Origin of the sequence: Psychrobacter cibarius (assembly GCF_016107535.1) — a bacterium.
Classification (GTDB): Bacteria; Pseudomonadota; Gammaproteobacteria; order Pseudomonadales; family Moraxellaceae; genus Psychrobacter; species Psychrobacter cibarius.
Window position 1 is genome coordinate 360224 of sequence record NZ_JABASQ010000001.1, and the last position, 24979, is coordinate 385202.

General features: G+C 43.5%; 22 protein-coding genes. 10 read left to right on the plus strand and 12 right to left on the minus strand.

Annotated features, from left to right (window positions below; translation table 11 throughout):
* Nucleotides 1–175 precede the first annotated feature (175 nt).
* Entirely contained in the window at nucleotides 176–412 is a 237-nt protein-coding gene (rpmB, locus tag JFC08_RS01595; RefSeq protein ID WP_010201401.1) for a 50S ribosomal protein L28, read from the plus strand.
* Nucleotides 413–545: 133 nt separating this feature from the next.
* Entirely contained in the window at nucleotides 546–701 is a 156-nt protein-coding gene (gene rpmG / locus JFC08_RS01600; RefSeq protein ID WP_045444249.1) for a 50S ribosomal protein L33, read from the plus strand.
* Nucleotides 702–866: 165 nt separating this feature from the next.
* Here rpmG and JFC08_RS01605 read toward each other — a convergent pair whose 3' ends face one another.
* The 12 genes from JFC08_RS01605 to ispH all read right to left on the minus strand — a co-directional run bounded on the left by JFC08_RS01605 (nucleotide 867) and on the right by ispH (nucleotide 12918).
* Entirely contained in the window at nucleotides 867–1178 is a 312-nt protein-coding gene (locus JFC08_RS01605; RefSeq protein ID WP_045444246.1) for a hypothetical protein, read from the minus strand.
* 185 nt (nucleotides 1179–1363) lie between these two features.
* On the minus strand, nucleotides 1364–1675 hold the full coding sequence (locus JFC08_RS01610) for a hypothetical protein (protein ID WP_045444243.1): 312 nt from the start codon (nucleotides 1673–1675) through the stop codon (nucleotides 1364–1366).
* Nucleotides 1676–1795: 120 nt separating this feature from the next.
* The gene (locus JFC08_RS01615; protein WP_227697579.1) at nucleotides 1796–2173 is read right to left on the minus strand and encodes a hypothetical protein; all 378 of its coding nucleotides are present in this window, start codon (nucleotides 2171–2173) and stop codon (nucleotides 1796–1798) included.
* Nucleotides 2174–2293: 120 nt separating this feature from the next.
* On the minus strand, nucleotides 2294–2986 hold the full coding sequence (rpe, locus tag JFC08_RS01620; RefSeq protein WP_055124691.1) for a ribulose-phosphate 3-epimerase: 693 nt from the start codon (nucleotides 2984–2986) through the stop codon (nucleotides 2294–2296).
* A 110-nt stretch (nucleotides 2987–3096) separates the two neighbouring features.
* Nucleotides 3097–3378 carry a TIGR03643 family protein gene (locus JFC08_RS13980; RefSeq protein ID WP_420825202.1) on the minus strand — a complete coding sequence of 94 codons (282 nt, stop codon included), beginning with the start codon at nucleotides 3376–3378 and terminating at the stop codon, nucleotides 3097–3099.
* A 318-nt stretch (nucleotides 3379–3696) separates the two neighbouring features.
* Entirely contained in the window at nucleotides 3697–4587 is an 891-nt protein-coding gene (fghA, locus tag JFC08_RS01630) for an S-formylglutathione hydrolase (protein ID WP_198329457.1), read from the minus strand.
* A 221-nt stretch (nucleotides 4588–4808) separates the two neighbouring features.
* Nucleotides 4809–6290 carry a C13 family peptidase gene (locus JFC08_RS01635; RefSeq protein ID WP_045444236.1) on the minus strand — a complete coding sequence of 494 codons (1482 nt, stop codon included), beginning with the start codon at nucleotides 6288–6290 and terminating at the stop codon, nucleotides 4809–4811.
* 346 nt (nucleotides 6291–6636) lie between these two features.
* Nucleotides 6637–8640 carry a molecular chaperone HtpG gene (htpG, locus tag JFC08_RS01640; protein WP_227697580.1) on the minus strand — a complete coding sequence of 668 codons (2004 nt, stop codon included), beginning with the start codon at nucleotides 8638–8640 and terminating at the stop codon, nucleotides 6637–6639.
* Nucleotides 8641–8910: 270 nt separating this feature from the next.
* Entirely contained in the window at nucleotides 8911–10443 is a 1533-nt protein-coding gene (locus JFC08_RS01645; RefSeq protein WP_276509888.1) for a catalase, read from the minus strand.
* Nucleotides 10444–10830: 387 nt separating this feature from the next.
* The gene (locus JFC08_RS01650) at nucleotides 10831–11649 is read right to left on the minus strand and encodes a thioesterase family protein (protein WP_198329458.1); all 819 of its coding nucleotides are present in this window, start codon (nucleotides 11647–11649) and stop codon (nucleotides 10831–10833) included.
* Nucleotides 11650–11663: 14 nt separating this feature from the next.
* On the minus strand, nucleotides 11664–11909 hold the full coding sequence (locus JFC08_RS01655; protein ID WP_045454149.1) for a hypothetical protein: 246 nt from the start codon (nucleotides 11907–11909) through the stop codon (nucleotides 11664–11666).
* A 52-nt stretch (nucleotides 11910–11961) separates the two neighbouring features.
* Nucleotides 11962–12918 (minus strand): 4-hydroxy-3-methylbut-2-enyl diphosphate reductase, encoded by a 957-nt coding sequence (gene ispH, locus JFC08_RS01660; RefSeq protein WP_045444223.1) that lies wholly within the window; start codon nucleotides 12916–12918, stop codon nucleotides 11962–11964.
* 482 nt (nucleotides 12919–13400) lie between these two features.
* Here ispH and gmk point away from each other — a divergent pair, with 482 nt between their 5' ends.
* From gmk to JFC08_RS01700, 8 genes are all read left to right on the plus strand, one after another.
* On the plus strand, nucleotides 13401–14027 hold the full coding sequence (gene gmk / locus JFC08_RS01665; RefSeq protein ID WP_055124697.1) for a guanylate kinase: 627 nt from the start codon (nucleotides 13401–13403) through the stop codon (nucleotides 14025–14027).
* A 197-nt stretch (nucleotides 14028–14224) separates the two neighbouring features.
* Nucleotides 14225–14485 (plus strand): DNA-directed RNA polymerase subunit omega, encoded by a 261-nt coding sequence (gene rpoZ, locus JFC08_RS01670; RefSeq protein WP_045444217.1) that lies wholly within the window; start codon nucleotides 14225–14227, stop codon nucleotides 14483–14485.
* Between the two features lie 432 nt (nucleotides 14486–14917).
* Entirely contained in the window at nucleotides 14918–17116 is a 2199-nt protein-coding gene (locus tag JFC08_RS01675) for a RelA/SpoT family protein (RefSeq protein WP_198329459.1), read from the plus strand.
* 238 nt (nucleotides 17117–17354) lie between these two features.
* Nucleotides 17355–17735, plus strand: a complete 381-nt coding sequence (locus JFC08_RS01680) for a RidA family protein (protein WP_198329460.1) — start codon at nucleotides 17355–17357, stop codon at nucleotides 17733–17735.
* Nucleotides 17736–17984: 249 nt separating this feature from the next.
* The gene (locus JFC08_RS01685; RefSeq protein ID WP_198329461.1) at nucleotides 17985–20270 is read left to right on the plus strand and encodes a primosomal protein N'; all 2286 of its coding nucleotides are present in this window, start codon (nucleotides 17985–17987) and stop codon (nucleotides 20268–20270) included.
* 267 nt (nucleotides 20271–20537) lie between these two features.
* On the plus strand, nucleotides 20538–21728 hold the full coding sequence (locus tag JFC08_RS01690) for a cation diffusion facilitator family transporter (protein ID WP_198329462.1): 1191 nt from the start codon (nucleotides 20538–20540) through the stop codon (nucleotides 21726–21728).
* A 580-nt stretch (nucleotides 21729–22308) separates the two neighbouring features.
* A complete protein-coding gene (locus JFC08_RS01695) occupies nucleotides 22309–23013 on the plus strand; it encodes a hypothetical protein (protein ID WP_109591703.1) in 705 nt (234 codons plus the stop codon).
* Nucleotides 23014–23088: 75 nt separating this feature from the next.
* Nucleotides 23089–24975 carry a monovalent cation:proton antiporter-2 (CPA2) family protein gene (locus JFC08_RS01700; protein WP_193008574.1) on the plus strand — a complete coding sequence of 629 codons (1887 nt, stop codon included), beginning with the start codon at nucleotides 23089–23091 and terminating at the stop codon, nucleotides 24973–24975.
* Nucleotides 24976–24979: the final 4 nt, after the last annotated feature.

Consider the following 24979-nt stretch of genomic DNA (forward strand, 5'->3'; position numbering starts at 1 on the left):
ATTTTCTGAATTGGTACGCTTGTTATTTGCCTTTAGATAACAGCAATATCAACTCAACATTCATATAGTTTTGTTTGGTGCAAAGCTGCCGCTTGCTGTGTCCATGCCGCAAAAACGTGCAACTTGCCCAGACTGGTATGAGAAAAACTCATACCTCATAGATTAGGAGTTCGCCATGTCTCGAGTTTGCCAAGTGACTGGAAAGCGCCCTATGGTGGGTAATAATGTTTCGCACGCAAACAACAAAACCCGTCGTCGCTTTCTACCAAACCTTCATAACCATCGTTTTTGGGTAGAGTCTGAAAATCGTTTTGTACGTCTACGTGTGTCTACCAAAGGTATGCGCACTATTGACAAACTTGGTATCGATAAAGTGTTAGCAGATATGCGCGCACAAGGTCAAAAAGTATAAGTTAAGAATAGCAGCTTAATATTTCGATAATTTTCGTGATTTAAGCTGCTTTTCTGCTACATCTTATGTAGTTACTTAATATTTTAGATCCGTACCTATCGTTTGAAGACCCCTCATTTACAGGAAAGCTATCATGAGAGATAAAATTAAATTAGTATCAACAGCTGGTACTGGGTATTACTACACCACTACTAAAAACAAACGCACTATGCCTGGCAAAATGGAAATGAAGAAATTCGATCCAAAAATTCGTCAGCACGTGATGTTTAAAGAAGCTAAAATCAAATAATTGCTATAATTTATAGAATATATTTTTATAAATACGTTCTATATATAAGTTACTTGAAAAAAAAGGGTATATCAATTGATATACCCTTTTTTACGCTTGCTACTTTTAATGATGATTATTTTAATTAACGACTACTAGCCAACTTAACAGCAACCCATCTCATCACTAACTATAGTGCGTCGGCTCTTTGTCATAAACATGCGCATGCCATTGGCTCATCTGCTTTTGCATAATGACCTGAATCGCGGCATGAATCATATGCTGACCTATCGCTTGGGTGTCACTACCGAGCAGCTCTTTAAGCTTTTCAGAAAAATCAATGGTCATCAGCGGCGCTTCGTCTTGTTCCGCGTCACGTAACAATAAGCGACCATCTTCTGCCTCTACCAACTCAAGGGTAGTCTCTTTGGCAAATCCTGCAAATTGATCCGTACTTTCGTTATCTACTTCTATATCATTATCGATATCGTATGGCATGAATTGCTTCCTCATTGTCCCGTCTAATACTTGCAAGAAAAATCGCGCACCGCAACATTATTGTTTTACAGTAATACGGGTAAAACTATCTTAGTCATACAATGGACGCTTTGGTCTTGAAATTCAAGGCTTGTCACATAAGTCTTCTACATAAAGGCTCTTTGGGTGTGCTATCACTGATAGTATTAGCGCCAGTAGCGTAATTTTGCCACAGTAAATAAGAAGGCAACAAACATGCCGAGATAATACATGAGCTTTAACTCTAATGTCGGATCTCGATATTTAAACGGTAAGGCTACAGTGGCGGTGGCGGTCGGAAATATCAACAGCATAAGCAGCCAGTTTTCGATGACATTGAGCCAGCCTTGTAAATCAGTACCGTTACGTAATGATGCCAGCCCTAGCAGCAAACAGGCGATAATTAAGCTGGTGAATAAGCCATTGGGTAGGTCTTTTGGATAGATGATATTGGCAATCTTGGTCGGTATGATTCTCATGTAAAATTCCAGTCACGCTTGCAGCGCGTGACTTAATAATTAAAAATTGTATAAAAACAGCCTATCATAAATATTGCAGTGCACTATTTACCAAACAGCTTTATCTCTGCTCATAAGACTCTAACTGTAAGTACCCATTAACCAAAGCATCGATATACAAGAGGTTAAATAACCCAAGCTAATGGCATTCCAGCTCTCTATATGCATGCCTTTGACTTTGTTAAGTATCTTCGAACCTAGCCAAAAAAACAGGGGAATGCCCAGCATAAATGCAGGCACAATGATCGCAGCATGACGTAATACTTCACCAGTATCATCACCCACCATTAGCCGAAAGCCGTAACCTGCCAAACTTAGAACCAAGGCAAATACAGCCAAGCCAATAGTAATACCCTTTGGCACCAGACTGCGTTGCTGTATCTCATTCTGAATTGGCTGCTCAGTGCTTTGCTCTGACTCAGGTGATTCTGACGAATTGATTGAGTTTTTTGTGTCCATATTTCACCTTTACGTAACTTGCCGTTATGCATCGTTATCCGTTATACAGCACATTTTTCTACTATTCTTTTATGACGAAAATGACTGACGAACGTATTTACCAGTCACATAAGACCGTGGTTATTCGTTACCATTAGCCAAAGCTAGCTCAGCACGCATAGCATCAATAGCCACTTTATAGTCATCTTGGTTAAAGATCGCCGACCCTGCCACAAACATATCAGCACCCGCTTCGGCAATGGCTCGGATATTACTGGCTTTGATACCGCCATCTACTTCTAATCTGATATCACGACCGCTGGTGATGATGCGCTGACGAACTTGGCGCACTTTTTCTAACGTCCCTTCAATAAATGACTGACCGCCAAAACCTGGGTTGACGCTCATCAATAAAATTTGATCTACCTTGTCCATCACATAGTCTAAATAATGTAATGGCGTTGCTGGATTCAATACTAAACCACATTCAGCACCGCCATCTTTGATCAGTTGTAAAGAGCGATCAATATGCCCACTGGCTTCTGGATGAAAAGTGATAACACTCGCACCTGCTTCCAAAAACTGCTCAATCATGCCGTCAACTGGCGAGACCATCAAATGCACATCGATTGGTGCATCAATCCCATAATCACGCAGCGCCTTACAAATCATACTGCCAAAGGTGAGATTGGGTACATAATGGTTGTCCATTACATCAAAATGAATCACATCAGCACCTGATTCCAACACCCTTTCAACTTCTTCACCTAGACGTGCAAAATCAGCTGAGAGTATTGATGGAGCGATAAGATAAGGTTTAGAAGGAATAATCATAGTTAAGCTACCTGATTCTGTTGAAATAAAATACGAATAAAATAAAAAGAAACTAAGGACTGGCTTAAAAAACTGAGCCTTTAAAGCAATAATATTAAGAACTCAAACCACTAGCGCTGCTTATACTGGGTTTTGCAATAAGCACGACCGACCTCGAAGCCTCGCTTAGCTTGATATTTGGTCGCGCGATTACTGACACGCTGACGCCATAAGCGAAAAGATGACGGCTTTAGCGTTTGGCGCATCAGCTTAATCACGCCTGCTTCATTGAGACCATAGCTATGCTCTATCGCCGCAAACGGTGTTCTGTCCTCCCACGCCATTTCTATTACTCGTGAGACTTGCGCGTCATCTAGCACTTTATCACCCGACTCATTGACTACAGTTGCGATAAGCTCATCTGAACGTGTCTGTCTGTCATTTGATTCAGTACTAATATCAGCATGCTGATTATTTTTTAGAGCCGCGGTCATATCGGCTTGCATGGTCGCAAGCGATGACTGAACGGTTTGCTGCTTACAAGCCAAACCATCGGCTACTAATGCTGTCAGATTACTTGCCATAAAACCTTACCTTTAAAGAGGCTTAACAGATATTCAGCCAACTTCTATTTTATATGAATCTATTTTATATCAATAAGTACGCTTGACTAAATAATCAGCGTAACTGTCTGTCAATTTATCGATCAGATCATCATTCTAATACTGGACTTAGCTCATTTGTGCCATACGCCAGTGATGCTCAATATGATCGTTAATCACCGTTTGGATAAAATAGTAGCTATGATCGTGACCCGCTTGATAACGCAAGGTTAAGGGCTGATTGGCTTTGTCACAAGCGCGTTGTAATTTGGTGGTTTGTAATTGACCCTCTGCTAAAAAATTATCAGCCGCGCCTTGATCTACCAAGATACTTGCATACTGCTGCCCCGATTTTTCAATCATCTGCACAGCATCTGCCTGCGCCCATGGTGATTTATCATCGCCGAAGTATTCTGTATAAGCGGCTTGCCCCCATGCCGACTCACTGGCCGCGCACACAGGCGATAATGCTGAGACACTCACAAACTTGCCTGGAAACTTAAAGCCCAATAGTAATGCTCCGTGACCGCCCATCGAATGCCCTGTCACGCCGATACTATCAATAGGAAATTCTGAGCGTAACAAGTCATATAACTCATCAACAATATAGCTTTGCATATTAAAATGCTCTGACCAAGGTGCTTGCGTCGCATCGACATAATAGCTGGCACCCTGACCAACAAAATAGCGGTCGTCGTTTGGCACATCGCTGTCATCACTACTTCGAGGTGATGTATCAGGCGCGATAAGTATCATACCAAGCTCGCTGCATTTTTGCTGAAAGTGCGCTTTGTGGGTGACGTTATCAGCATTGCAAGTGAGACCTGATAAATATAGAATCGCTGGACAACGGCGACCAGCAAGCGCTTCATCTGGCAGATAAATGCTAAAGGTCATCGGCGTTTTGGTCGATGATGATTGATGGCTATAGTAATGCTGCTCACCATCGAAACAGCGGTTGACGCTGATCTGCGTGATTTTTGAGTTGGTAGATAAACTGTGTTTATAAGAGTTGTTCATAAGCGACATCCTTTTTATCCAAAGTAAAGTACACGATGACTTATAAAAAGCATTGGTAAAGTAATACTAGTACTTCTCCAAACTCACTTAGTACTCAATCATTATACCATTCACAAGAATTAAAGTAGTAAGGAAAGCGAGTGTCAGTATTACAGATTCTAGACTGAACGAGCTTAATACGGCTCATCGTGATTTTTGGGTTGCGGGTTTTGGGTTTACTGTTAATTGGCAGTGATCGCAGTATTAGCCACTGGCTGACCAGAAGCACTATCCTCTACGACATTAATGGCGATAGGATCACTGTCATTAATAATACTGGCGACTGGTGGTCGGGTTTTATCAAACAATACTTGTTCGAACGCTGGCAAAGCAGTCTCCATCAGACTACCAATCACCATCTGCGGCTCTGAGGGTTCAAAACCCATCGCACTTTCACGCTCATTCACACGCAAACGGGCATCTTTAAAGGCAGATTCAAAACTGGTATTACCACGCAGGCTTTCAGCAAAAAACGCTTGCCCAAAATAGGTCATCTCAGCTGTGTTGGTGCAGCCAAACGATGCTTTGTCAGCGGCTGATGCAGTAATCACTACCGTGGTTGGGGAGGCCAATTCATCGATAAATGAGCCTGAATAGCAGGCAGATACCACAATCACCCGCCAGCGAATACCTGAAGCGTCTAGCGCCTCCCGTAACCATGCGGCGTCTAGATTCTCCATTGCTAATGGTGGATTTGCTAATTGAATGATATTTTCGTTGCCGTGTGAAGACAAGGTTAGGAATAACACATCCTCATCGGCATTCATCTGCTGACCAATTTTCTTTAATCCACGCAGAATACTGGTTTTGGTAGCGATTGGCTCATCAAGCCAACTATAAGTATTGTTGATCAACGAGAGTGAATGTCCACTAGTGCCAAAACGCACATCGAATAGCTCACGCACTTTATTAATCTCAGAGCGAAAAACGTCTTGACCAGAGAATCCTGCCACACCCATAAAATACCAGTCGGTCTTGCCCGAAGTGCTAGGATCGATACTATTTAATGCTTGCTGTAACAAACGAGGCTGCTCATATAATGCCGCTTCGGCTAAAACAGGCTCTACAGGAATCTGCTTAAATATAGGCTGATCCGCGACATTACGCTGCCAAATCGTCAACAGTGCGACTGCACCTACCAATACAATGACCCGCTCCCACCACGGTATGCGTAGACGACGAGAAAAAATCCATAATAACGCCAAGGTCTGCCATAAAAACAGCACCAAAAACAGTATGGGTAAAAGTGAATAGCTCCAATCTGGCAACCAACCATAACTGCCCAAAAACTGCACCAAACTTTGTAATAATGCAGATAAGGTATCAGCCACTAACCACAATACCACGGGCACAAACACCAACGTTTGATTGCCAGAACGCCGTGCCAAAATGATGCCGCCCAATAAAATTATCATCGGCCAAATCAAGTAGCTGACCAACCCTTGCTCATTAAAGATACTGCCATTTTCCGCGGCTAACCAAGAAAACAGTACATTACTACCGAGTGCCAATAGTGCAAATACGGCAAACTGGATAAAGGTAGGTTTTACCCAAGAAAACGCGCGCGTCGACCCCACTAGCATCCACAAGGTTGCAATAATATTGGCAGCGAAATTGAGCGAAAAACGCTGAAGCGATACGGTTTTTAACGACGCAAGTGACAAAGACTTAAACCTCTAGCCAGTCGAGAAAAGAAAGTGAGTTGATGATGATTTTTGGTGTGGCAGCTACCTACGAAATGTCATTAATTCACATTTTTTATATAGCATATGGACATCAAGATTACATGCAATTCACAATGAGATGATTTTAAGAGACGAATAGCAAAGACTAAAAATATGACTAAACAGTTTAGCTCGCTAATATAACGCGATTGTAACGGATTGTCGGTCAAGAGGATAAGGCTGATTTGTAAAATTCGCTTAAATTTGGCTAAGAACATATAAAAAAGGAGATCTTGAATCCAAGACCTCCTTTTTTCTCAATAATGACTGTATCAAAGACTCACTACTATCTCATCAAAAGCTCATTCACACGTTTTAGATAAGCGGCTGGATCATCTAACTGACCGCCATCTGCTAACAATGCTTGGTCAAAAATTACTTGCGCCAATTTATCAAAATCGACGTCAGATTGCTCGCTAGTCTCTAACTTTTTAATCAATGGATGATCAGGGTTGACCTCTAACGTCGGCTTGCTCTCTGGCACATCTTGACCCATTTGCTTCAGCATCTGAATCATTTGTGGTGATAGCTCACCTTCCCCAACGACTAGGCAGGCAGGACTATCAACCAAACGCGTCGATACTTTAACGTCTTTGGCACGTTCGCCTAACGCTGCTTTAAGTTTATCAACGACTGGCTTCATGGTTTCTTGCGCTTTTTCAGCTTCCGCTTTTTCGGCTTCGTCTTGCAAGTCGCCCAAATCAACGGCACCTTTGGCGATGTTTTGTAGCGGTGTCTCATCAAATGAGGTCAAGAAGTTCATTGCCCATTCATCAACACGGCTAGTCATCAAGATAACTTCGATGCCTTTCTTTTTAAACAGCTCTAACTGTGGGCTATTTTTAGCAGCCGCTAGATTGTCAGCCGTTAGATAATAGATGGCTTTTTGACCCTCCTTCATACGCGCTTTATAGTCTTCAAAGCTGGTGGTCACACTATCCTGAGTACTGGTCGCATAACGTAGCAATTTGGCAATACGTTCTTGATTGCCCATGTCTTCGCCAACGCCTTCTTTGATAACATCACCAAATTCAGCGTAGAACTGCGCGAATTTTTCTTGCTTATCACTGTCTTCACTGTTGGCTAGACTGGCCAGCAACGTCAAAATACGACGGGCGTTACCATCGCGGATAGACTTCACATCACGCGACTCTTGTAATAGCTCGCGGCTGACGTTCAATGGCAAGTCGGCTGAATCAATGACCCCTTTGACGAAACGCAGGTACATTGGCAATAATTGCTCAGCTTCATCCATAATAAAGACGCGCTTCACGTATAGCTTTAGTCCATGCTGCTGGTCACGAGTATATAAATCGACAGGGGCTTTTTTCGGAATATATAGTAGCTGAGTATACTGAACACGACCTTCGACACGGTTATGCGTCCATGCTAGTGGCGCGTCCATGTCATAGGTGATATTTTTATAAAAATCGATATACTCTTCATCTTCAATCTCAGATGCCGTACGTGTCCATAGCGCGCTGGCTTTGTTGATAGTTTCCCATTCATCAGTCAATACCATCTCGCCACCAGCAGGTGCGTCGTCGTTCTCATCTTCTTTGACATCTTCTTGCCAAACTTCTTTACGCATCTGAATCGGCAAGCTGATATGGTCTGAGTATTTATTAACCAACTGCTTAATTTTGCCACGGTCTAAATAGCTGTCTTCACCCTCACTATATTGCTCTTTTAAATGCAAAGTAATGGCGGTGCCACGAGTTTCTTTCGTGATAGGTTCAACAGTAAAGCTACCCGTACCATCTGATACCCAGCGCACGCCCTTATCCGCAGGTTCGCCCGCTTTGCGTGATTCGACGCTAATCGTATCGGCAACGATAAAACCTGAATAGAAGCCAACCCCAAACTGTCCGATTAATTGACCATCTTGCTTTTGTGATTCAGACAGCTTGTCTAAAAATGCTTTAGTACCGGACTTGGCAATCGTACCCAAGTTTTCGATGGCATCGGCTTCATTCATGCCAATACCATTATCGGTAAAGGTGATGGTTTTGGCGTCTTCGTCGACAGCAATGCGAATTTTTAGCTCGCCATCGTCTTCATAAAGACTGCCATCATTGGTCGCTTCAAAGCGCAATTTATCACAAGCATCAGAGGCGTTTGAAACCAGCTCACGCACAAAGATATCAGAATTAGAGTAAAGCGAATGTGTGACTAGATGCAGCAGTTGCGCTACTTCCGCCTCAAAGGTATGTTTTTTTAATTCTGGGCTGCTTTTATTAACATTGATGCTATCAACTTTTTGGTTATCAACTGGGGTCTGTTCACTCATAAAAAACTCCTTTAATTTATGTCAAAAACGTATCATAAAATAGCAATCATTTGACTGTCTCTACTCAGCTACAAATTAAGCAGTTCAATTTCGAATATCGCTAAGCTGTTTATACTAATAGGGGCGCAGCAGAAAATTTCAAGCTAAAAAGCACAATTCAACAAAAACACCGCCCTAGTTTCCTAAGGCGGTGTCGTTATATCGATAATAGGTTTAGCAAGTATATTCAGCAAATAGATTTAGTAATACGTTTTTAGATAGACCTATCAACTATAAGCAGCTAGGCAAATGCAGCGCTGGATCTGACTCACGAGCATTCATCGCATCTTCAACCGTTAAGCCTAGTGCTTTGGCAACGCCTGCGCCATAAGCAGCATCACACCAGTTACAGTTGCGAATGTGGCGATACTGAATAAAGTCCGGCACACCAGCCATATTATTCGCTGTGTTTTCAAATAGCACTTGTTGTTGCTCAGCACTCATCAAATTAAACAATGCGCGAGGTTGGCTAAAATAATCGCTATCGTCTTCACGGAAGTCATAATGCGCCGCATAGCCGTCAATTTTTAATGGTGGCTCAGCATAATCAGGCTGCTCTTGCCACTGGCTAAAGCTGTTTGGCTCATAATGCGGGCGACTGCCATAGTTATCATCGACACGGCCTTGACCATCACGATGATTGCTCATCACAGGGCAACGCGGCTTATTTACCGGAATTTGCTGATGATTGACACCGACACGATAACGCTGAGCATCAGCATAGTTAACCAAGCGGTTTTGTAGCATTTTATCTGGTGAAACGCTGATACCCGGTACTAAATTACTTGGGGCAAATGCGGCTTGTTCCACATCGACAAAGTAGTTGTCAGAGTTTTTATTTAACTCAAACTCACCCACTTCAATCAGCGGATAATCCCCTTTTGGCCATACTTTGGTCAAGTCAAACGGATGATAAGGAACAGTATCCGCCTCAGCTTCCGGCATGATTTGCACATACATTTTCCACTTTGGAAAATCACCATTTTCGATGGCATCATATAAATCTTTTTGATGACTTTCGCGATCTGAACCAACCACCTCTGCTGCTTCTGCATCGGTTAAGTTCTTAATACCTTGTTGCGTGCGGAAATGGAATTTGACCCAAAAACGTTCTTTAGCTTCATTCCAAAAACTATACGTGTGCGAGCCAAAACCATGCATATTTCTATACGATGCTGGCAGACCGCGATCACTCATAACGATAGTAACTTGATGTAAGGCTTCAGGTAATAAAGTCCAAAAGTCCCAGTTGTTGGTCGCCGAACGCATATTGGTGCGTGGGTCACGTTTGACCGCTTTATTCAAGTCTGGGAATTTGCGCGGATCACGTAAGAAGAACACAGGCGTATTATTACCCACCATGTCCCAGTTACCTTCTTCAGTATAAAACTTTAGCGCAAAGCCGCGAATATCACGCTCGGCATCAGCGGCGCCGCGCTCTCCTGCGACGGTACTAAAGCGCGCAAACATTTCAGTCTGTTTACCCACTTCGTTAAAGATATCAGCGCGAGTATATTTAGTGATGTCGTGAGTGACGGTAAAGGTACCGAACGCACCAGAACCTTTGGCATGCATACGACGCTCTGGAATCACTTCACGGACGAAATTCCCTAACTTTTCATTGAGCCAAACATCTTGCGCCAATAATGGACCGCGTTTGCCGGCGGTCATGCTGTTTTGATTGTCTGCCACTGGTGCACCATTGCCCATGGTCAATTGGGTCGGTGCATAAGGACATTTTTTATCGCTCATATCGTTGCTCATAGTCATACTCCTGTGAATAGTAAATGGATTAAAGTACAAAACCTATTCTGAATACGCTTCTATTAATAGTTCCAGAATAGTTGTCAGCTTGTTCGAAAAATGGTTTGTTTTTTTCATAGTAATGTCTAATGACAGTCATGTTCTGTGGTTAGATACTATTACAACCCATTACCATTGATTTGTATAATTAATTAATTACATGCTTTCGTTTTGTTTTTCAGAACCACTTAACTTGTTTTTACTCATCCAAATACTTTACTCCTTAGGATGGTTGTTATTAACATCGATAAATATTAACAGTGCAAGCACTCTCTATCAGTCTTGCTATTACTTTTTTAAAGCGAATCGACCATATTAAATAGAGCTTAATTAAATACCACCGAGCAATTAACGCGGCATCGGACGAATGGTCAAAATTTGCTCACTACGACCAAAAGGGCCATGAACGTCATGCAACACAGCGCTCGTTAAACCAATGCCATCATTGCCATACTGCTGCACCGCTTCGATGCCAAGCCAGCGACCTTGCGGCGCGCGGTGCATATGAATTTGCAAATCCGTATTGGGAAACATCCATTCTAATTCTGACAAGCCAAGCCCAAGCCGAGGCACAACGCCATTGGCCGTATCGACCATGCCCAATAGATGCACCAAGTCATCAGTCGGCTTGCCCTCGATCATTTCCACATCATTAGTAATCCAGACCATACCGCGTCCTGGGCGACGCTGTGTATCATCAGCGACCAAACGCACACTTTCAATAAACCCGCCCGGCCAGCCTTTCATGTCTTCCCAAATGGGCAACTCTTCGGGCTTATGTGCCGCTTTTTGGTCTTCAATGCCTGCAATCTCGCTGGTATCTTGGGTCATTAGACGCCATGCCCGCGCAATAATCGCATCACGACCGCGACTGCTCATGACTGATTCAATCAGCTCAATGGTCTTGCCCGGACGAATACAACGCGTGGTAATGGTAAAGTCATCCAGTGGAATCAATCCTAAAATATCTAGACTGATACGAGCGATACGCATGTTTTCTTGCGGCGCATAACCGTTGAGCTCAGCCGTGAGCAATCCTGTCGCTGGTGCCATATGCTGTTCATGCTCATTCCAAGCCCCTTGGGCATGTTTGGTTGGCTGATAATGTGCGACGTTGACGCCGTCTTCTCGCTGTTCGCGTTTGATAAAGTTATAATAAGCTGACATGACTGTCCTATGATTTATTTGATAAGCTCTTGTTGTTTTAGTTTAAGAACCTGTCGACTCTTAATGACAAAAAATAATGCAACGACCATCGCGGCAATTAATACACCATAAAAAACACTCTTTTCTCGCATAAAATGCAGAATATTACTACCTAACACGAATCCCACCACCACGATGACAAACAAATTCACTTTCAATTGTTTGTTAACCTCACCGAGAGTGGCTTCTGCCAATACAAATCCTTTTTTTTGCTTTTTCATTTTGCGTTCCCTACTATACGTTACCTATTAGATGTCTTGTACAAAGCCTTATCTATTTACCCACTTGGGTAACTGGGATACGCAAGGCTTTAGGGAGACTGAAAGTGACATTTTCTTCGATGCCTGATAGCTCACTCGGTAAATCGCCACCCCAATCTTGCAGCTGCTGTAGCACTTCTTGAATCAATACTTCGGGTGCTGATGCGCCAGCGGTGACGCCGATACTCTGCACACCATCCAACCAGCTTTTATCCATCTCACTGGCATTATCGATTAAATACGCACGGCAATTCATCCGCTCAGCCAGCTCACGCAGACGATTAGAGTTTGATGAATTGGGCGAGCCGACCACCAAGACCACCTCACAGCGACTGGCTAAGTCTTTTACCGCATCTTGGCGGTTTTGCGTGGCATAACAGATATCGTCTTTACGCGGACCTTGGATACTAGGGAATTTTTCACGCAGTGCATCGATGACGCGCGCTGTGTCATCCATAGATAAGGTCGTTTGGGTAACAAATGCCAAACGCTCGGCATTTTGTACGCTCAATGCTGCCACATCGGCTTCGTTTTCAACCAAATGAATGTGACCGCCGTGGCGACGGTTAAAGCGCCCCATCGTGCCTTCCACTTCAGGATGTCCAGCATGCCCAATCAATACCGCATCCATACCCTCTTGCGCAAATTTAGCGACTTCGATATGTACCTTAGTGACCAGCGGACAAGTGGCATCAAATACGGTCAAATCGCGGCGCTCAGCCTCATCTTCGACAGCTTTTGATACGCCATGAGCAGAAAAAATAACGATAGAGCCATCTGGCACTTCATGAAGTTCTTCCACAAAGACCGCACCGCGATTGGCCAAATCAGAGACGACAAATTTATTATGTACCACCTCGTGACGAACATAAATGGGCGGTTCAAAACGTGTCAATGCTTCGTTCACAATCGCAATCGCGCGATCCACACCAGCACAAAATCCACGTGGATTGGCAAGATAAATTTGCATAAGAGGGCCTATCATTAGATAATTTATTATTAAAGCTTAAATACACGACATTACTGTCAAAAGCTTTAACTCAAAAATTGGGATGAATTCATTACGCTACTTTAGCATAATTTACTTTTATTGCCTTTGAAAATAGCACGGTACTAGAGGCTGTTTTAACTAGAAGCACACACATATTCATACGTTCAAAGTATTTATCCATAGTGGCAGCGTTAACTGCACTTAATGCACTAAAAATGTGATTTATAATAAGTTGCCCTATGCCATCTTTAGATCGCTTCGATGATAACGACTGGTCAAAGGCGGCTTTAATTAAAATAAAAGCCACAAAAGCAGTTTATAATAGTGCATCGATGACAATGTCTATCGCCATACATGATGGCGATTTTTCTTTTTACCAGTTTTGAATTGTTTACTAAAACAGCTTTGGCTCTTTTACTCGCACAGATTTGACTAGCACACACTCCATTAGGACAAATTGTATGACAGGTTCATTATTTATTATTACCGCTGCCTCAGGTACGGGCAAAACCTCACTGGTAAAGCAGCTACTTGCCACGACTAATGACTTAACCGTCAGCGTATCACACACCACGCGCACGCCGCGTCCCGGCGAGATTGATGGTCACCATTATCATTTTACCGATGTCGAAAAATTTGTAACTGCCATCGGTGAAAACAAGTTTTTAGAACATGCTGAGGTCTTTGGTAATTACTATGGCACCTCGGAGCAAAGCGTGCGGACGCAATTAGAAGCAGGCGTCGATGTTATTTTAGAGATTGATTGGCAGGGCGCACTACAAGTCAAAAAAATCTTTACTGACGCCATTATGATTTTCATTTTACCGCCAAGCATTGCCACTTTACGTCAGCGCTTATCGACGCGTGGGCAAGATACTATGGAGGTAATAGAGCAACGCCTAGCCGGCGCAGTGACTGAGATGGCGCAATATGTCCATTTTGATTTTGTGATTATTAATGACAATTTTGAGGTCGCTTTGACTGAGCTAAAAGCCATTATCGTGGCGGACAGGCAGACGCTTAAGCGTCAACAGCAGCGGTATCATCGCACCATCAGCAATTTACTTAGTAATAAAGTAGAAGAGTAAAGCAAGAGCGAAATACTACTGTCAACTCAGTCGATGAGCGCTTATTAATAGATACGTTAATAGACACGCAAAAAGCAACTACGCGGCTGGGCAAAAAATGCTATAATGTCTCGCTATCCCCCTTTATATTTTGATATTATTTTTATTGAGTGGCGGGCAAGCTCCGTGACTAATAAAAACAACCGAGGTAGCTACATATGGCACGAGTGACGATTGAAGATTGTTTGGATAATGTTGATAATCGCTTTGAACTGATTTTAGTGGCAAGCAAACGTGCACGTCAATTGGCTAAAGGTATCGCTGAACCATTGGTTGATGTGGATAATGACAAGCCTACGGTATTGGCATTACGTGAAATCGCTGCTGGTAAAATCACTCGCGATATCCTAAATCAGCCAGAGCACAACTTTGCCACCAGTTCATTAGATTTGGCACTGTCAGGCGATCATGGTTTTTAAGACACTGTATTATTAAGATACCGTATTATTAAGATACAGCATTGAAGATTTGTCGTATGAAGCCTATAAAGCTAATCACTGCCTTATAAGACAAATCCACACAGTGATGACATATTGACGAGAGACCACAGCATAGGCTGTGGTTTTTTGGTTGTAATGGCTAATTGCTGTGATATTGCTTTGACTGTTTTAGTCACCATTTATACCTGAAAACCTACCATTGAGTTAGAATTTCTAAATTTTTATAGCACCTGTTCGCTTAGCAGTTGACATTGAATGCGATTTACGATTAATTAGAGGATGGTCTACCTATTTTTATCTTTTTTCTCGAAATTTTTTATATTGATAGTATTCCAGCATTCATTCAGTCACCATTTACCCGATAGATAGACAGTCAGGCAAACAGGTAATGGAAAATAGGATCGTTACTTTATGAGTCAAACCTTACCCAAACTCAGCCATCATTTAGTCGATGAGGCTCAATACAATTTACTGCGCTCAGTAGGTTACCTCACTGCTGCTGAACGCCGTGATATTATTGATGCCTGTGAGTTCGGTGATCTTGCGCACATCAAAGATAAGCGTAAATCAGGAGAGCCTTATATCACCCACCCGATTGCGGTGGCCGAGATACTGGCAGGTTTTCGTTTGGATCGAGATACGATTATTGCAGCGATTTTGCATGATACAGTCGAAGACACCGAGGTGAGCGATGAGCAGATTGAGCAGCGCTATGGCAAAATAGTGGCGAGACTGGTCGACGGTGTGACTAAGCTAAAATCATCCTCACACAATAAACAGCAAAACAAAGCAGCCACCTTTCATAAAATTTTGACAGCCACCCTTGCTGACCCACGCGTATTGATTATTAAGCTTGCTGACCGCTTACATAATATGTCGACACTAGATGCAGTACGCCCAGAAAAACAACGCACCACAGCACAAGAAACGTTGGATTTTTATGTACCGTTTGCACGGCTGATGGGGCTTAATGATATTGCCGATTATATTGAGGTGCTCTGTTACCGTAACCTTGATTCTGACATGTACAACAAACTTTCTGACAAGCTACTACAGCACGGGCTTGGGCGTAACTTTCAAAGAGAGGCCATACATCGCTATTTGAGTATTGTCCTCAATAATTTGGGGTTGAATGGTCTGGTCAAAGTTTTAGACAATCGCGTGGTCATCTACCGTCAGTTTTTCCGCAATCGCGGTGAAATCAACGCTCTGCTCCGTCATTATGCCTTTGAGATTGTCCTCGATAATGTCGAAGCCTGTGACAAATTGGCCTATTACTTAATTAAAAAATACCAGATTGATGACTCTCATATCGCTGATAATATTCGTCGTCCGCTACCGGGTGGCAATCAATCACTCACGCTTATCTATGAGCGCGATAACGATGTCGTCAAAGTGACGATTTTGACCAAGCAAATGCAAAGCGCAGCGCGGCTTGGTGTCATCGGCGCAGAGCATGCCTCAGACGTTAGCCAATCGGTTATCCAAGCCTCATTACGCAATATGAAAGACTTGGTCGATGAAGACAGCTTAGATGAAAATAGCCCAGACTTTTCAGCGGCAGTCTCTACCATTAATGAGCTGATGGATTACCTACACTCCAGTAAAATCATCTGTTATAGTCCAAAGGGTCGCGCTTATGAGCTACCACAAGGCGCAACCGCGCTAGACTTTGCTTACGCTGTCGGACCGATGGTCGGCAATGTAGCCGTTGGCGCCAATATCGATGGCAAAAAAGCCAAACTTGGCACAGTCGTTAAGAATGGGCAGCTGGTTGAAATAGAAGTCAATAGCCACTCAGAACCAAAAGCAGAATGGCTAGGATTTGTCGTGACCAATAAAGCACGTGAAGAGATTTTGCGTTGGTTTAAAGATTTGTCTCCTGCTGATAAGCAACACCATGGTCAACAAGCTTTAGATCGGGCGCTAAAAACCTATCAAAAAAGTCTCGATGACTTAACCGATAGTGATTGGAAAAACCTCACTGAATGGCGTGGCTTGACCGAAAAATCCGAACTATTTGAGCAAATAAGCTCTGGTACGTTATTACCACAGCTGGTGGTAACTCGCTTGTTTAGCGATGAAGTCAATGATTTACAAGCACAAGAACACAGCGATGATATGACCCAACCACAGCAGCTGATAGTCAATGCGTCTGGGGTTGAGCTTGATTTTGCCAATTGTTGTCATCCTATTTATGGTGATCCTATCGTCGGTCACTTGTCCCGTCACGGTCTGGTTGTTCATCGACACAAGTGCTTTTCACTTGACGATATTCGTAAAGACAATCCTTATCAGGTTATACAACTGCGCTGGCGTAATGACAAGGCCGTAAAACAAGGTGACGCTGGCGAGCATGACATAAAAAATACCGGAAAGATTCGCTTTCCAGCCTATTTAAAACTATCTATAGCCCTCAGCGACGAACAGATTACTGAAGTAATCTATCATTTACGCCAATTAAATATCGGGGTAGAAAAAGTAGACGTGCGCAGTAGTGACACCATCATCCATATCATCGTTCGCAGTCGCAATCATCTAGCTCAAGGCATTCGCGAGCTACGCTCCTTGCTAGGTTTCCCAAACATCATCAGGCTGTATCAGCTGTAGTGGTGGTAACAAGGTGTAGTGCGCGTGATACATCGCCACCAACACTCACTCAATAGAACACTGAATAATGGATTTAGAAAATTTTAGAAAGACCTGAAATAATGATAAACTGTGTTTTTTGATTTTTAGCAAATAAACGTAGAGCGTGTCATCATTTGCACGGTGAAAAATGAAATGTAAATGATGAATAATGCGCCCTTACCTACCAAACCAGAAAAAGATAAAAAGGATATATAATATGACTCGTCAAACCATTCAAACTGATAAAGCCCCTGCTGCCGTTGGTACTTATTCACAAGCCGTCAAAGTCGGTAACACCGTCTATATTTCAGGACAATTGGGTTTTGACCCTGATACCATGGAATTAAAAGAAGGTTTTAAAGCACAGGCTGAGCAAGTGTTCGAAAACATCAAAGCCATCTGTGAAGCGGCTGGTGGCAGCTTAAATGACGTGGTTAAATTTAACGTGTCATTAACGGATTTAAATGATTTTGCGGCACTAAACGACGTGTTCGTTGCCAATTTGAGCGAGCCATATCCTGCCCGTGCAGCCGTCCAAGTAGCGGCGTTACCTAAAGGCGGTGTGGTCGAGATTGAGTCAATTTTATATATTAAGTAACTTAAGCCATATCATCATGTAAATGGTAAGGCTTAATACATAGACATACTTAATTCTCAAGTCGTTACGTCAAAAAAGCAACTGCTAAAAACGCATGCCAGAGTAAGCCCAAATATCACTATTTGGGCTTACTGCTATTATTCTTATCAATATTACGATCTAGTTATCTAAAAGCTGGTTATCTAAAGTCCATTTACCTAAAAACTGTTTATCCAAAAAACATTTACCTGAAAACTGGGAACGCATTCTATGTTGGTACAAGTTGCTCTACCCGTGCCCCTTTATCGGGTATTTGACTATAGCGTACCAGCAGATATAAACACCTTATCAAGCCCTCCTTTACCCCATATTGGCTGCCGTGTCGAAGTATCCTTTGGTCGTCAAACTTTAATCGGTATCGTCGTCGCTCATATTCCAGAAGCAAATAGCAGCGTGCCACTTAATAAGCTAAAACCTATCAATAAATGCTTAGATGCTGAGCCTATTTTAGAGACCAGTATGCTAAAGCTGGCACATTGGCTGGCGCGTTATTATCACTACCCGCTTGGTGACGTTTTAGCAGTCATGCTGCCAACGCTCGTTCGTCAAGGTAAGCCGCTGGATTTACTGATTACCCATTGGCGAATTTTGCCGCAGGTAAGCGACGATGACTTTCGTGCCAACGCCAAAAAACAAAAACAACAATTTGATATGCTTAAGCTGCATGGCGAGCGCGGCGCGAGTGAAGATGTTTTATTGCTAGAGGGCATGGAGAGGATTTTTTTAAAGGCGCTCGAAGACAAAGGTTTAATCGAGCGCTATATTCAGCCCAAACAATCACCTGCGCCTGTTAAATTAGCAAAAATGCCCCTTGATCTCAATGACGAGCAACAACTCGCCGTTACCGCCATTATTGCGGCTCATGAAGCCAATCGCTACACGGGATTTTTATTAAATGGCATCACTGGTAGTGGCAAGACAGAAGTCTATCTGCAAGCGATGCAAGCCGTATTGGAAGCTGGCAAGCAGGTGTTGATTTTGGTACCAGAGATTGGATTGACACCACAAACGCGCGCGCGTTTCGCCAGTCGCTTCGCTGCGCATATCGTCTTGCTACATTCAGGTATGAATAACACCCATCGCTTACAAGGTTGGCAAGATTGCCGTACCGGTCACGCTCAAATCATTATTGGCACGCGCTCAGCAGTGCTCTATCCCTTTGTAGATTTGGGCTTAATTGTCGTTGATGAAGCGCATGATGGTTCTTATAAGCAGCAAGATACCTTGCGCTATCATGCCGCTGACGTCGCGCTGTATCGTGGACTACAAGCCAATATTCCTGTCGTATTGGGTACGGCCACGCCATCTCTTGAGCATCTAAAACTGGTCGATGACGGTAAGCTGGTGGAGCGCCAACTGCAAACTCGACCCAGTAATGCGAAGCTTGCGACCATGCAGCTGATTGATGCGCGCCTGCAAAGTACTCATCAACAAACAACGGACGACGGCGCGCGTTATGATACTGGGCTGACCGATGCGCTTATTGGGGCAATACGGCAAACACTAGAAGCGGGTGATCAAGTATTGATATTTTTAAACCGCCGCGGCTATGCGCCAGTTTTGCTCTGCGAAGCTTGCGGCTGGCAGGCTGATTGCCCGCGCTGCGACGCCCATTTAACCGTTCATTACAATAGCCAGTCCCAACACAACGCTTATAGTAGCTCCTATTTAAAATGCCATCACTGTGATTGGCAAGCCTATATTCCAACAGTTTGCCCTGATTGTGGCAGTCAAAATTTGGATGCCAAAGGGATGGGCACGACAAGGCTCAGCGAAAACCTGCATGCAATTTTTGCCAATCCGCAAACCAGCAAACAGTTGTATCCCATTATCCAAATTGATCGCGATACCACCAGACGTAAAGACAGCTGGGAGAATATCTATCAGCGTATCAATCAAGGCAATCCTGCCATCTTGGTTGGCACGCAGATGGTCGCCAAAGGTCATCATTTCCCCAATGTTACGCTTGTCTGCTTGCCAAACGCCGATCGTGGTTTTTTATCCGCCGACTTTCGCTCGCCGGAACATACCGCGCAGCTCATGATTCAAGTCGCAGGGCGTGCCGGTCGTGGTGATAAATCTGGTCGTGTACTCATTCAAACGCTGCAACCAGATAATGAATTACTATTAAAACTGGTCAAAGACGGTTATTTGTCTTTTGCTCGCGAGCTATTGCAAGAGCGTAAAATGATGGGCTTGCCGCCGCATAGTTATGCTGCCTTGATACGCTGTGAGGGTAAAACCCTTGCTGCCACTACCCAAGCCCTTAAAGATACCATTGCCATTCTGCCAAATGGACATAATCTCGCCGTACTAGGACCTATCGATGCACCAATGAGTAAAAAGAACAGTCGCTACCATGTGCAATTGCTGCTGTTAGGCAAAGACAGACAGCAACTACATCGGGTATTACAGCACTGGTGGCAGCCCGTACTTGCTCTGCCAAGTGCCAAGTACCTTAAACTCACTTTGGATATCGACCCTGTTGGTTGGTAGCCGCCAACGCCTAACCATCACTCTTCAATTCGGATTATCACTTTATCGCTGTCCGCTACTAGGACTTGTGCCCATTTAGAGGATAGTTGATTGAATTGAGGACACACCATAAAGAACGCTATTCGAAATAGTAACCAATGGTTTACTGCCTAGATACAGCAAGCATTTATTAAATATGCTAAATTCTTTATATCTGGCTAGTCCGCGTACAGCAAGCCCAGCCTTATAAGCAATCAAATTTCCTCTTCTGTCATTCTGAGTGTTGTTATGAGTCAAAATAAATCAAACGCTGAACAAGGCAACCATTCTCATCAGAATGATACTGTTAATGTGGCTAACCATCTGCATAAAGATGATGAGAGCAACTACACTCATAACAATCAAGCCACTCACGATCACGATGAACACTTAGAGCAAACAACAGCCCCGCGAGATACCAAGGGCTATCAGCGCACCTTGCTGTTCAGCTTTATCATTATCACAGGCTATATGTTTATTGAAGCCATCGGTGGCTGGCTGACTGGCAGTTTGGCGCTATTATCTGATGCAGGTCACATGCTCAGTGATGCAATCGCACTTGGCGCGACGTTAATGGCATTTAAAATTGGAGAAAAAGCAGCCACTCATCAAAAGACGTTTGGTTATAAACGCTTTGAGATTTTAGTCGCAACAGTCAATGGTGCGACGCTGGTCATTATTGCGCTAATGATTTTTTATGAGGCGATTAAGCGCTTCAATACACCGCCTGAAATTGCTACCCAAGGCATGCTTATCGTTGCTACTATCGGTATGTTGGTCAATATTCTGGTCGCTTGGCTGATGCATCGAGGCAGTCGCGGCGAAGATGCACATGGTCACAGTCATGCTGGTAGTCATAAAGACAGTCTTGAAGACACTCAAGGAAAAAATGCGGGTAAAAAACCAGTCAATCTTAATATGCAAAGCGCTTACCTGCATGTATTGAGTGACTTAATGGGTTCGGTTGCCGCTATCATTGCCGCGCTTTTGATGATGAGCTTCGGCTGGGTTTGGGCGGATGCAGCAGCCTCGGTGATTGTCGCGATACTGATATTATTTAGTGGTTATCGCGTCGTGCGTGATTCCGTACATATTTTGATGGAAGGCACGCCAGAAGGCATATCCTTAGTGGATGTCGAAAAAAAACTGCTTACCCATCCACAAGTACAAGAAGTCCATGATTTGCATGTTTGGAGTATTACCAGTGGTCTAAATGCCTTATCCTGTCACGTCGTTGTCGATGGCGAGATGAGTATTCATGAATCAAGCATATTGATTGCCAGTTTAGAACAAAGCTTGCTTACGCTTGGTATCCATCATGCGACCATTCAGGTAGAAAGCGCATCACATCCGCAGACTGAGGCACATAGCGATGCGCTGGTCTGCGATATCTCAGAACAACAAACAGAGGGTAATAATCATATTGGTCACAACCATTAAGCATGAGACATTAAAAGTCAGATATTAAACATTGAAAAGACCATTCTTCATTTAAATATCAATTTAAACGTCGTCTATGATTGATTAGCGACGTTTTATCAAGTGGTGGCAATCATAACGCCATATGCACCACATTAGCCAAAGCGCTGTTATTAACCAAATACCTAACCACAACGATAAGAATATGATTCGAATCCAAAAATCTCATACGTCAGTCCTGATGTGCGTTACATAATCAGATGTCAAATAATCAGATGCCATATATGACGCAACTAGCAACTAAAATTCAAATAATAGCGCCAGTCCTGCCCCGAAAACCCTTAAAATTATTTTGCTAAAAGTCTTAAATAATCCGCGCAACTTACTATCAGCGGATGAATCATCATGCATGAACATAACTTATTATGCGCCAACATAAATAGGCTTTATTTTAAATAAGCTGATATCACACCGATTTTTAGCATTGTAATGGCATGTTAAAAATGATGGGAAATTTAGCCTCGCCGCCATATTTTTCATATAAATTCTGTATACTTAAAGCTGAAGCACCCAATTTACCACTAATGGATTATTTTCTGTCATGTCGAGACGCTCAGCTCCTTTTGTTGCTCCAAGCCACATTGATGACCCTATCTCAGCAGAGGGTAAAAAGCATGCCAAAGCATTGTTATCAACATTGCAAGAAGACATTGCTAGCTTTCGAGATGAGCAGTTTCCGCCTGATATTTTGCGTCAAGTTCGTGACATGCCAATTTATGAAGGCAATATCGCCGAAGTCCAAGCCTATCAGCAGCGTTGGCATAATCTGCTTGAGCGCGCCATGGCGTTTTATCCTGCGGCCAACCTACCGCCAGATCATCTGCCGCTACCAGCCAGCCTTGAGATACCGCAATTTATCTATCATGTTCAAAGGCTACATTTGACCAAGACTCGTGCAAAAGAATCCAAAAGCTTCGGTTCGGTCGGTGCGCTTACTGATAAGTGTGGTGATTATAGTGCTGATGAAATTGCGCGTATGAGTGCAGTATTTGATAATGATGATGAGGCGCGTTTGGTGGCGCATCGTGAATTTATTGATTTGCGCGCCTATGTATTTTGCCGTGATAGCAAGGGCGAGATGCTGGAGCCTGAACGCGTGCGTTTTTATCGAACGGGGCTTATCGTCCATGCGCTGCCCGATTTCAAAATCGTAGACAGTCGCCAGACCCCGCGTAAGCGCCGTAACGATGCTTATAACAATCCACTTGCCGATAATGGTGTGTGGAAGATTTATCGTAAAAAATAACGTATGCTAAGATTTTTTATTTTTGCCATGCCCATATTGTATTGCTTATTTTATCATGATTGCTAAGGATTCCAGATGTTCGCTGCCGCCACCGGCTCACCAAATTTAATGTTACAAGCTACAATCTTCTTAGGAGCAGCCCTGCTCTTTGTACCCCTTGGTAAACGTTTTGGCATTGCGACGGTCTTAGGTTATCTCATTACAGGATTGATATTGGGGCCCAGTGGTCTGGACGTCGCAGGCGATGCTGAGAGCTTGTTGCACTTCTCTGAGTTTGGCGTGGTCATGCTACTGTTCATTATCGGGCTTGAGCTGCAACCCTCACGATTATGGGCACTGCGGCGTTCGATATTTGTCCTCGGTGGTTTGCAAGTCGGTCTGACTGGCACATTATTAATGGGGCTGTTACATCAAATTTTTGGCTTACAGCTCGATACTGCTTTTATCGTCGGTTTTGGCCTTGCCTTGTCGTCCACAGCTTTTGTACTACAAATACTGACGGAAAAACAGCAGCTTTCTAGCACCCACGGTCGTGAAGCGTTCACGATTTTATTATTCCAAGATATTGCGGTCATCCCATTGTTAGCCGTCATTCCTTTCCTATCAGGGGTGCGCGAACAAAGTTATGATTTGATTTATTTTGGCAAAGTTTTTGCGGTTTTTGCTGGACTGATTTTTGCTAGTCGTTATGTCGTTCGTCCCTTCTTTAAGTTTGTAGCGTCTAGTGGTGCATCAGAATTGCTGACCGCCGTTGCGCTATTTATCGTGATGGGTGTGTCTATTTTGATGGGTCAAATTGGTTTATCCATGGCATTGGGTGCTTTTTTGACAGGGGTACTGCTCGCAGATTCTGAGTATCGTCATGAGCTAGAAGCCAGTATTGAGCCATTTAAAGGGTTGCTACTTGGCTTATTTTTTATGTCGGTCGGTATGCTGACTGATGTCAAACTTATCTTGGCAAAACCTATGTTTATCATTGGCTGTGCAATGGCATTGATGGCTATCAAATTTGGTGTCATTACCGCCATTGCAAAGATATCAGGCAATCGCTGGCCAACCAGTATCAGACTGGGTGTGACGCTCGCTCAAGGTGGTGAATTTGCTTTTGTTTTATTCAGTGTCGCTACTGCTCAAAATGTCTTACGACCTGAGCTTGCCAATACCCTGAACCTTATCGTCACTATCTCCATGGCACTCACACCGCTGGCATTTTTGTTACTTGAGAAAATCGGTGAGCCTTTATTTGCCAAAAGCAAACCCAGCCGCGAATACGATGCCATTCCCGATCATGAACATCAAGTCATTATTGCTGGCTTTGGGCGCGTCGGTCAGATTATCGGTCGTGTACTACGCATGCATAACATCGAATTTACCGCCATCGAACGCTCAGCGAATCGCGTCGATTTCGTTCGTAAATTTGGTAACCAAGTCTATTACGGCGACCCAAAAAACCCTGAGATATTGCGCGCGGCTGGTATTAAAAAAGCCCGTGTGTTTATTTTGGCCATTGATGATTTAGAACGCTCTATCACCACGGCTCAATACTTACGTAAAAACTATCCAGACTTGATTGTCTTGGCACGGGCACGTGACCGTCAGCATTATTATCGGTTACGTGAGGTCGGTGTGCGTCATATTTGGCGTGAGACTTACCTATCGTCCTTGGATATGTCGCGTGAGTCGCTACAACTGCTTGGCATCTCACCAGAAAAAGCGCGCGAGACGGTGCAAACTTTCCGCGATTACGACGATGACCTGATTGAACGTCAGCAAGCGATCTACGATGATGAAGCCAGCATGATTGAATCCGCACAATCAGCGATGGCAGAGCTAGAAAGCTTGTTTGATGAAGACATTGATAAAGCCCGAAAAATGGACTTAACAGATTTTTATGACGCGCTAAAAAGTAAAGCAACACCCGTTGATAAAAAGGACGATGTTGCAACTGACTCTAACACCTAAATAT

Excerpts from the sequence above, each read along its gene's own strand:
- rpmB (WP_010201401.1), top strand. The coding sequence starts at position 176 with ATGTCTCGAGTTTGCCAAGTGACTGGAAAGCGCCCTATGGTGGGTAAT.
- rpmG (WP_045444249.1), top strand. The coding sequence starts at position 546 with ATGAGAGATAAAATTAAATTAGTATCAACAGCTGGTACTGGGTATTAC.
- JFC08_RS01605 (WP_045444246.1), bottom strand. The coding sequence starts at position 1,178 with ATGCCATACGATATCGATAATGATATAGAAGTAGATAACGAAAGTACG.
- JFC08_RS01610 (WP_045444243.1), bottom strand. The coding sequence starts at position 1,675 with ATGAGAATCATACCGACCAAGATTGCCAATATCATCTATCCAAAAGAC.
- JFC08_RS01615 (WP_227697579.1), bottom strand. The coding sequence starts at position 2,173 with ATGGACACAAAAAACTCAATCAATTCGTCAGAATCACCTGAGTCAGAG.
- rpe (WP_055124691.1), bottom strand. The coding sequence starts at position 2,986 with ATGATTATTCCTTCTAAACCTTATCTTATCGCTCCATCAATACTCTCA.
- fghA (WP_198329457.1), bottom strand. The coding sequence starts at position 4,587 with ATGAACAACTCTTATAAACACAGTTTATCTACCAACTCAAAAATCACG.
- htpG (WP_227697580.1), bottom strand. The coding sequence starts at position 8,640 with ATGAGTGAACAGACCCCAGTTGATAACCAAAAAGTTGATAGCATCAAT.
- JFC08_RS01645 (WP_276509888.1), bottom strand. The coding sequence starts at position 10,443 with ATGAGCAACGATATGAGCGATAAAAAATGTCCTTATGCACCGACCCAA.
- JFC08_RS01650 (WP_198329458.1), bottom strand. The coding sequence starts at position 11,649 with ATGTCAGCTTATTATAACTTTATCAAACGCGAACAGCGAGAAGACGGC.
- JFC08_RS01655 (WP_045454149.1), bottom strand. The coding sequence starts at position 11,909 with ATGAAAAAGCAAAAAAAAGGATTTGTATTGGCAGAAGCCACTCTCGGT.
- ispH (WP_045444223.1), bottom strand. The coding sequence starts at position 12,918 with ATGCAAATTTATCTTGCCAATCCACGTGGATTTTGTGCTGGTGTGGAT.
- gmk (WP_055124697.1), top strand. The coding sequence starts at position 13,401 with ATGACAGGTTCATTATTTATTATTACCGCTGCCTCAGGTACGGGCAAA.
- rpoZ (WP_045444217.1), top strand. The coding sequence starts at position 14,225 with ATGGCACGAGTGACGATTGAAGATTGTTTGGATAATGTTGATAATCGC.
- JFC08_RS01675 (WP_198329459.1), top strand. The coding sequence starts at position 14,918 with ATGAGTCAAACCTTACCCAAACTCAGCCATCATTTAGTCGATGAGGCT.
- JFC08_RS01680 (WP_198329460.1), top strand. The coding sequence starts at position 17,355 with ATGACTCGTCAAACCATTCAAACTGATAAAGCCCCTGCTGCCGTTGGT.
- JFC08_RS01685 (WP_198329461.1), top strand. The coding sequence starts at position 17,985 with ATGTTGGTACAAGTTGCTCTACCCGTGCCCCTTTATCGGGTATTTGAC.
- JFC08_RS01690 (WP_198329462.1), top strand. The coding sequence starts at position 20,538 with ATGAGTCAAAATAAATCAAACGCTGAACAAGGCAACCATTCTCATCAG.
- JFC08_RS01695 (WP_109591703.1), top strand. The coding sequence starts at position 22,309 with ATGTCGAGACGCTCAGCTCCTTTTGTTGCTCCAAGCCACATTGATGAC.
- JFC08_RS01700 (WP_193008574.1), top strand. The coding sequence starts at position 23,089 with ATGTTCGCTGCCGCCACCGGCTCACCAAATTTAATGTTACAAGCTACA.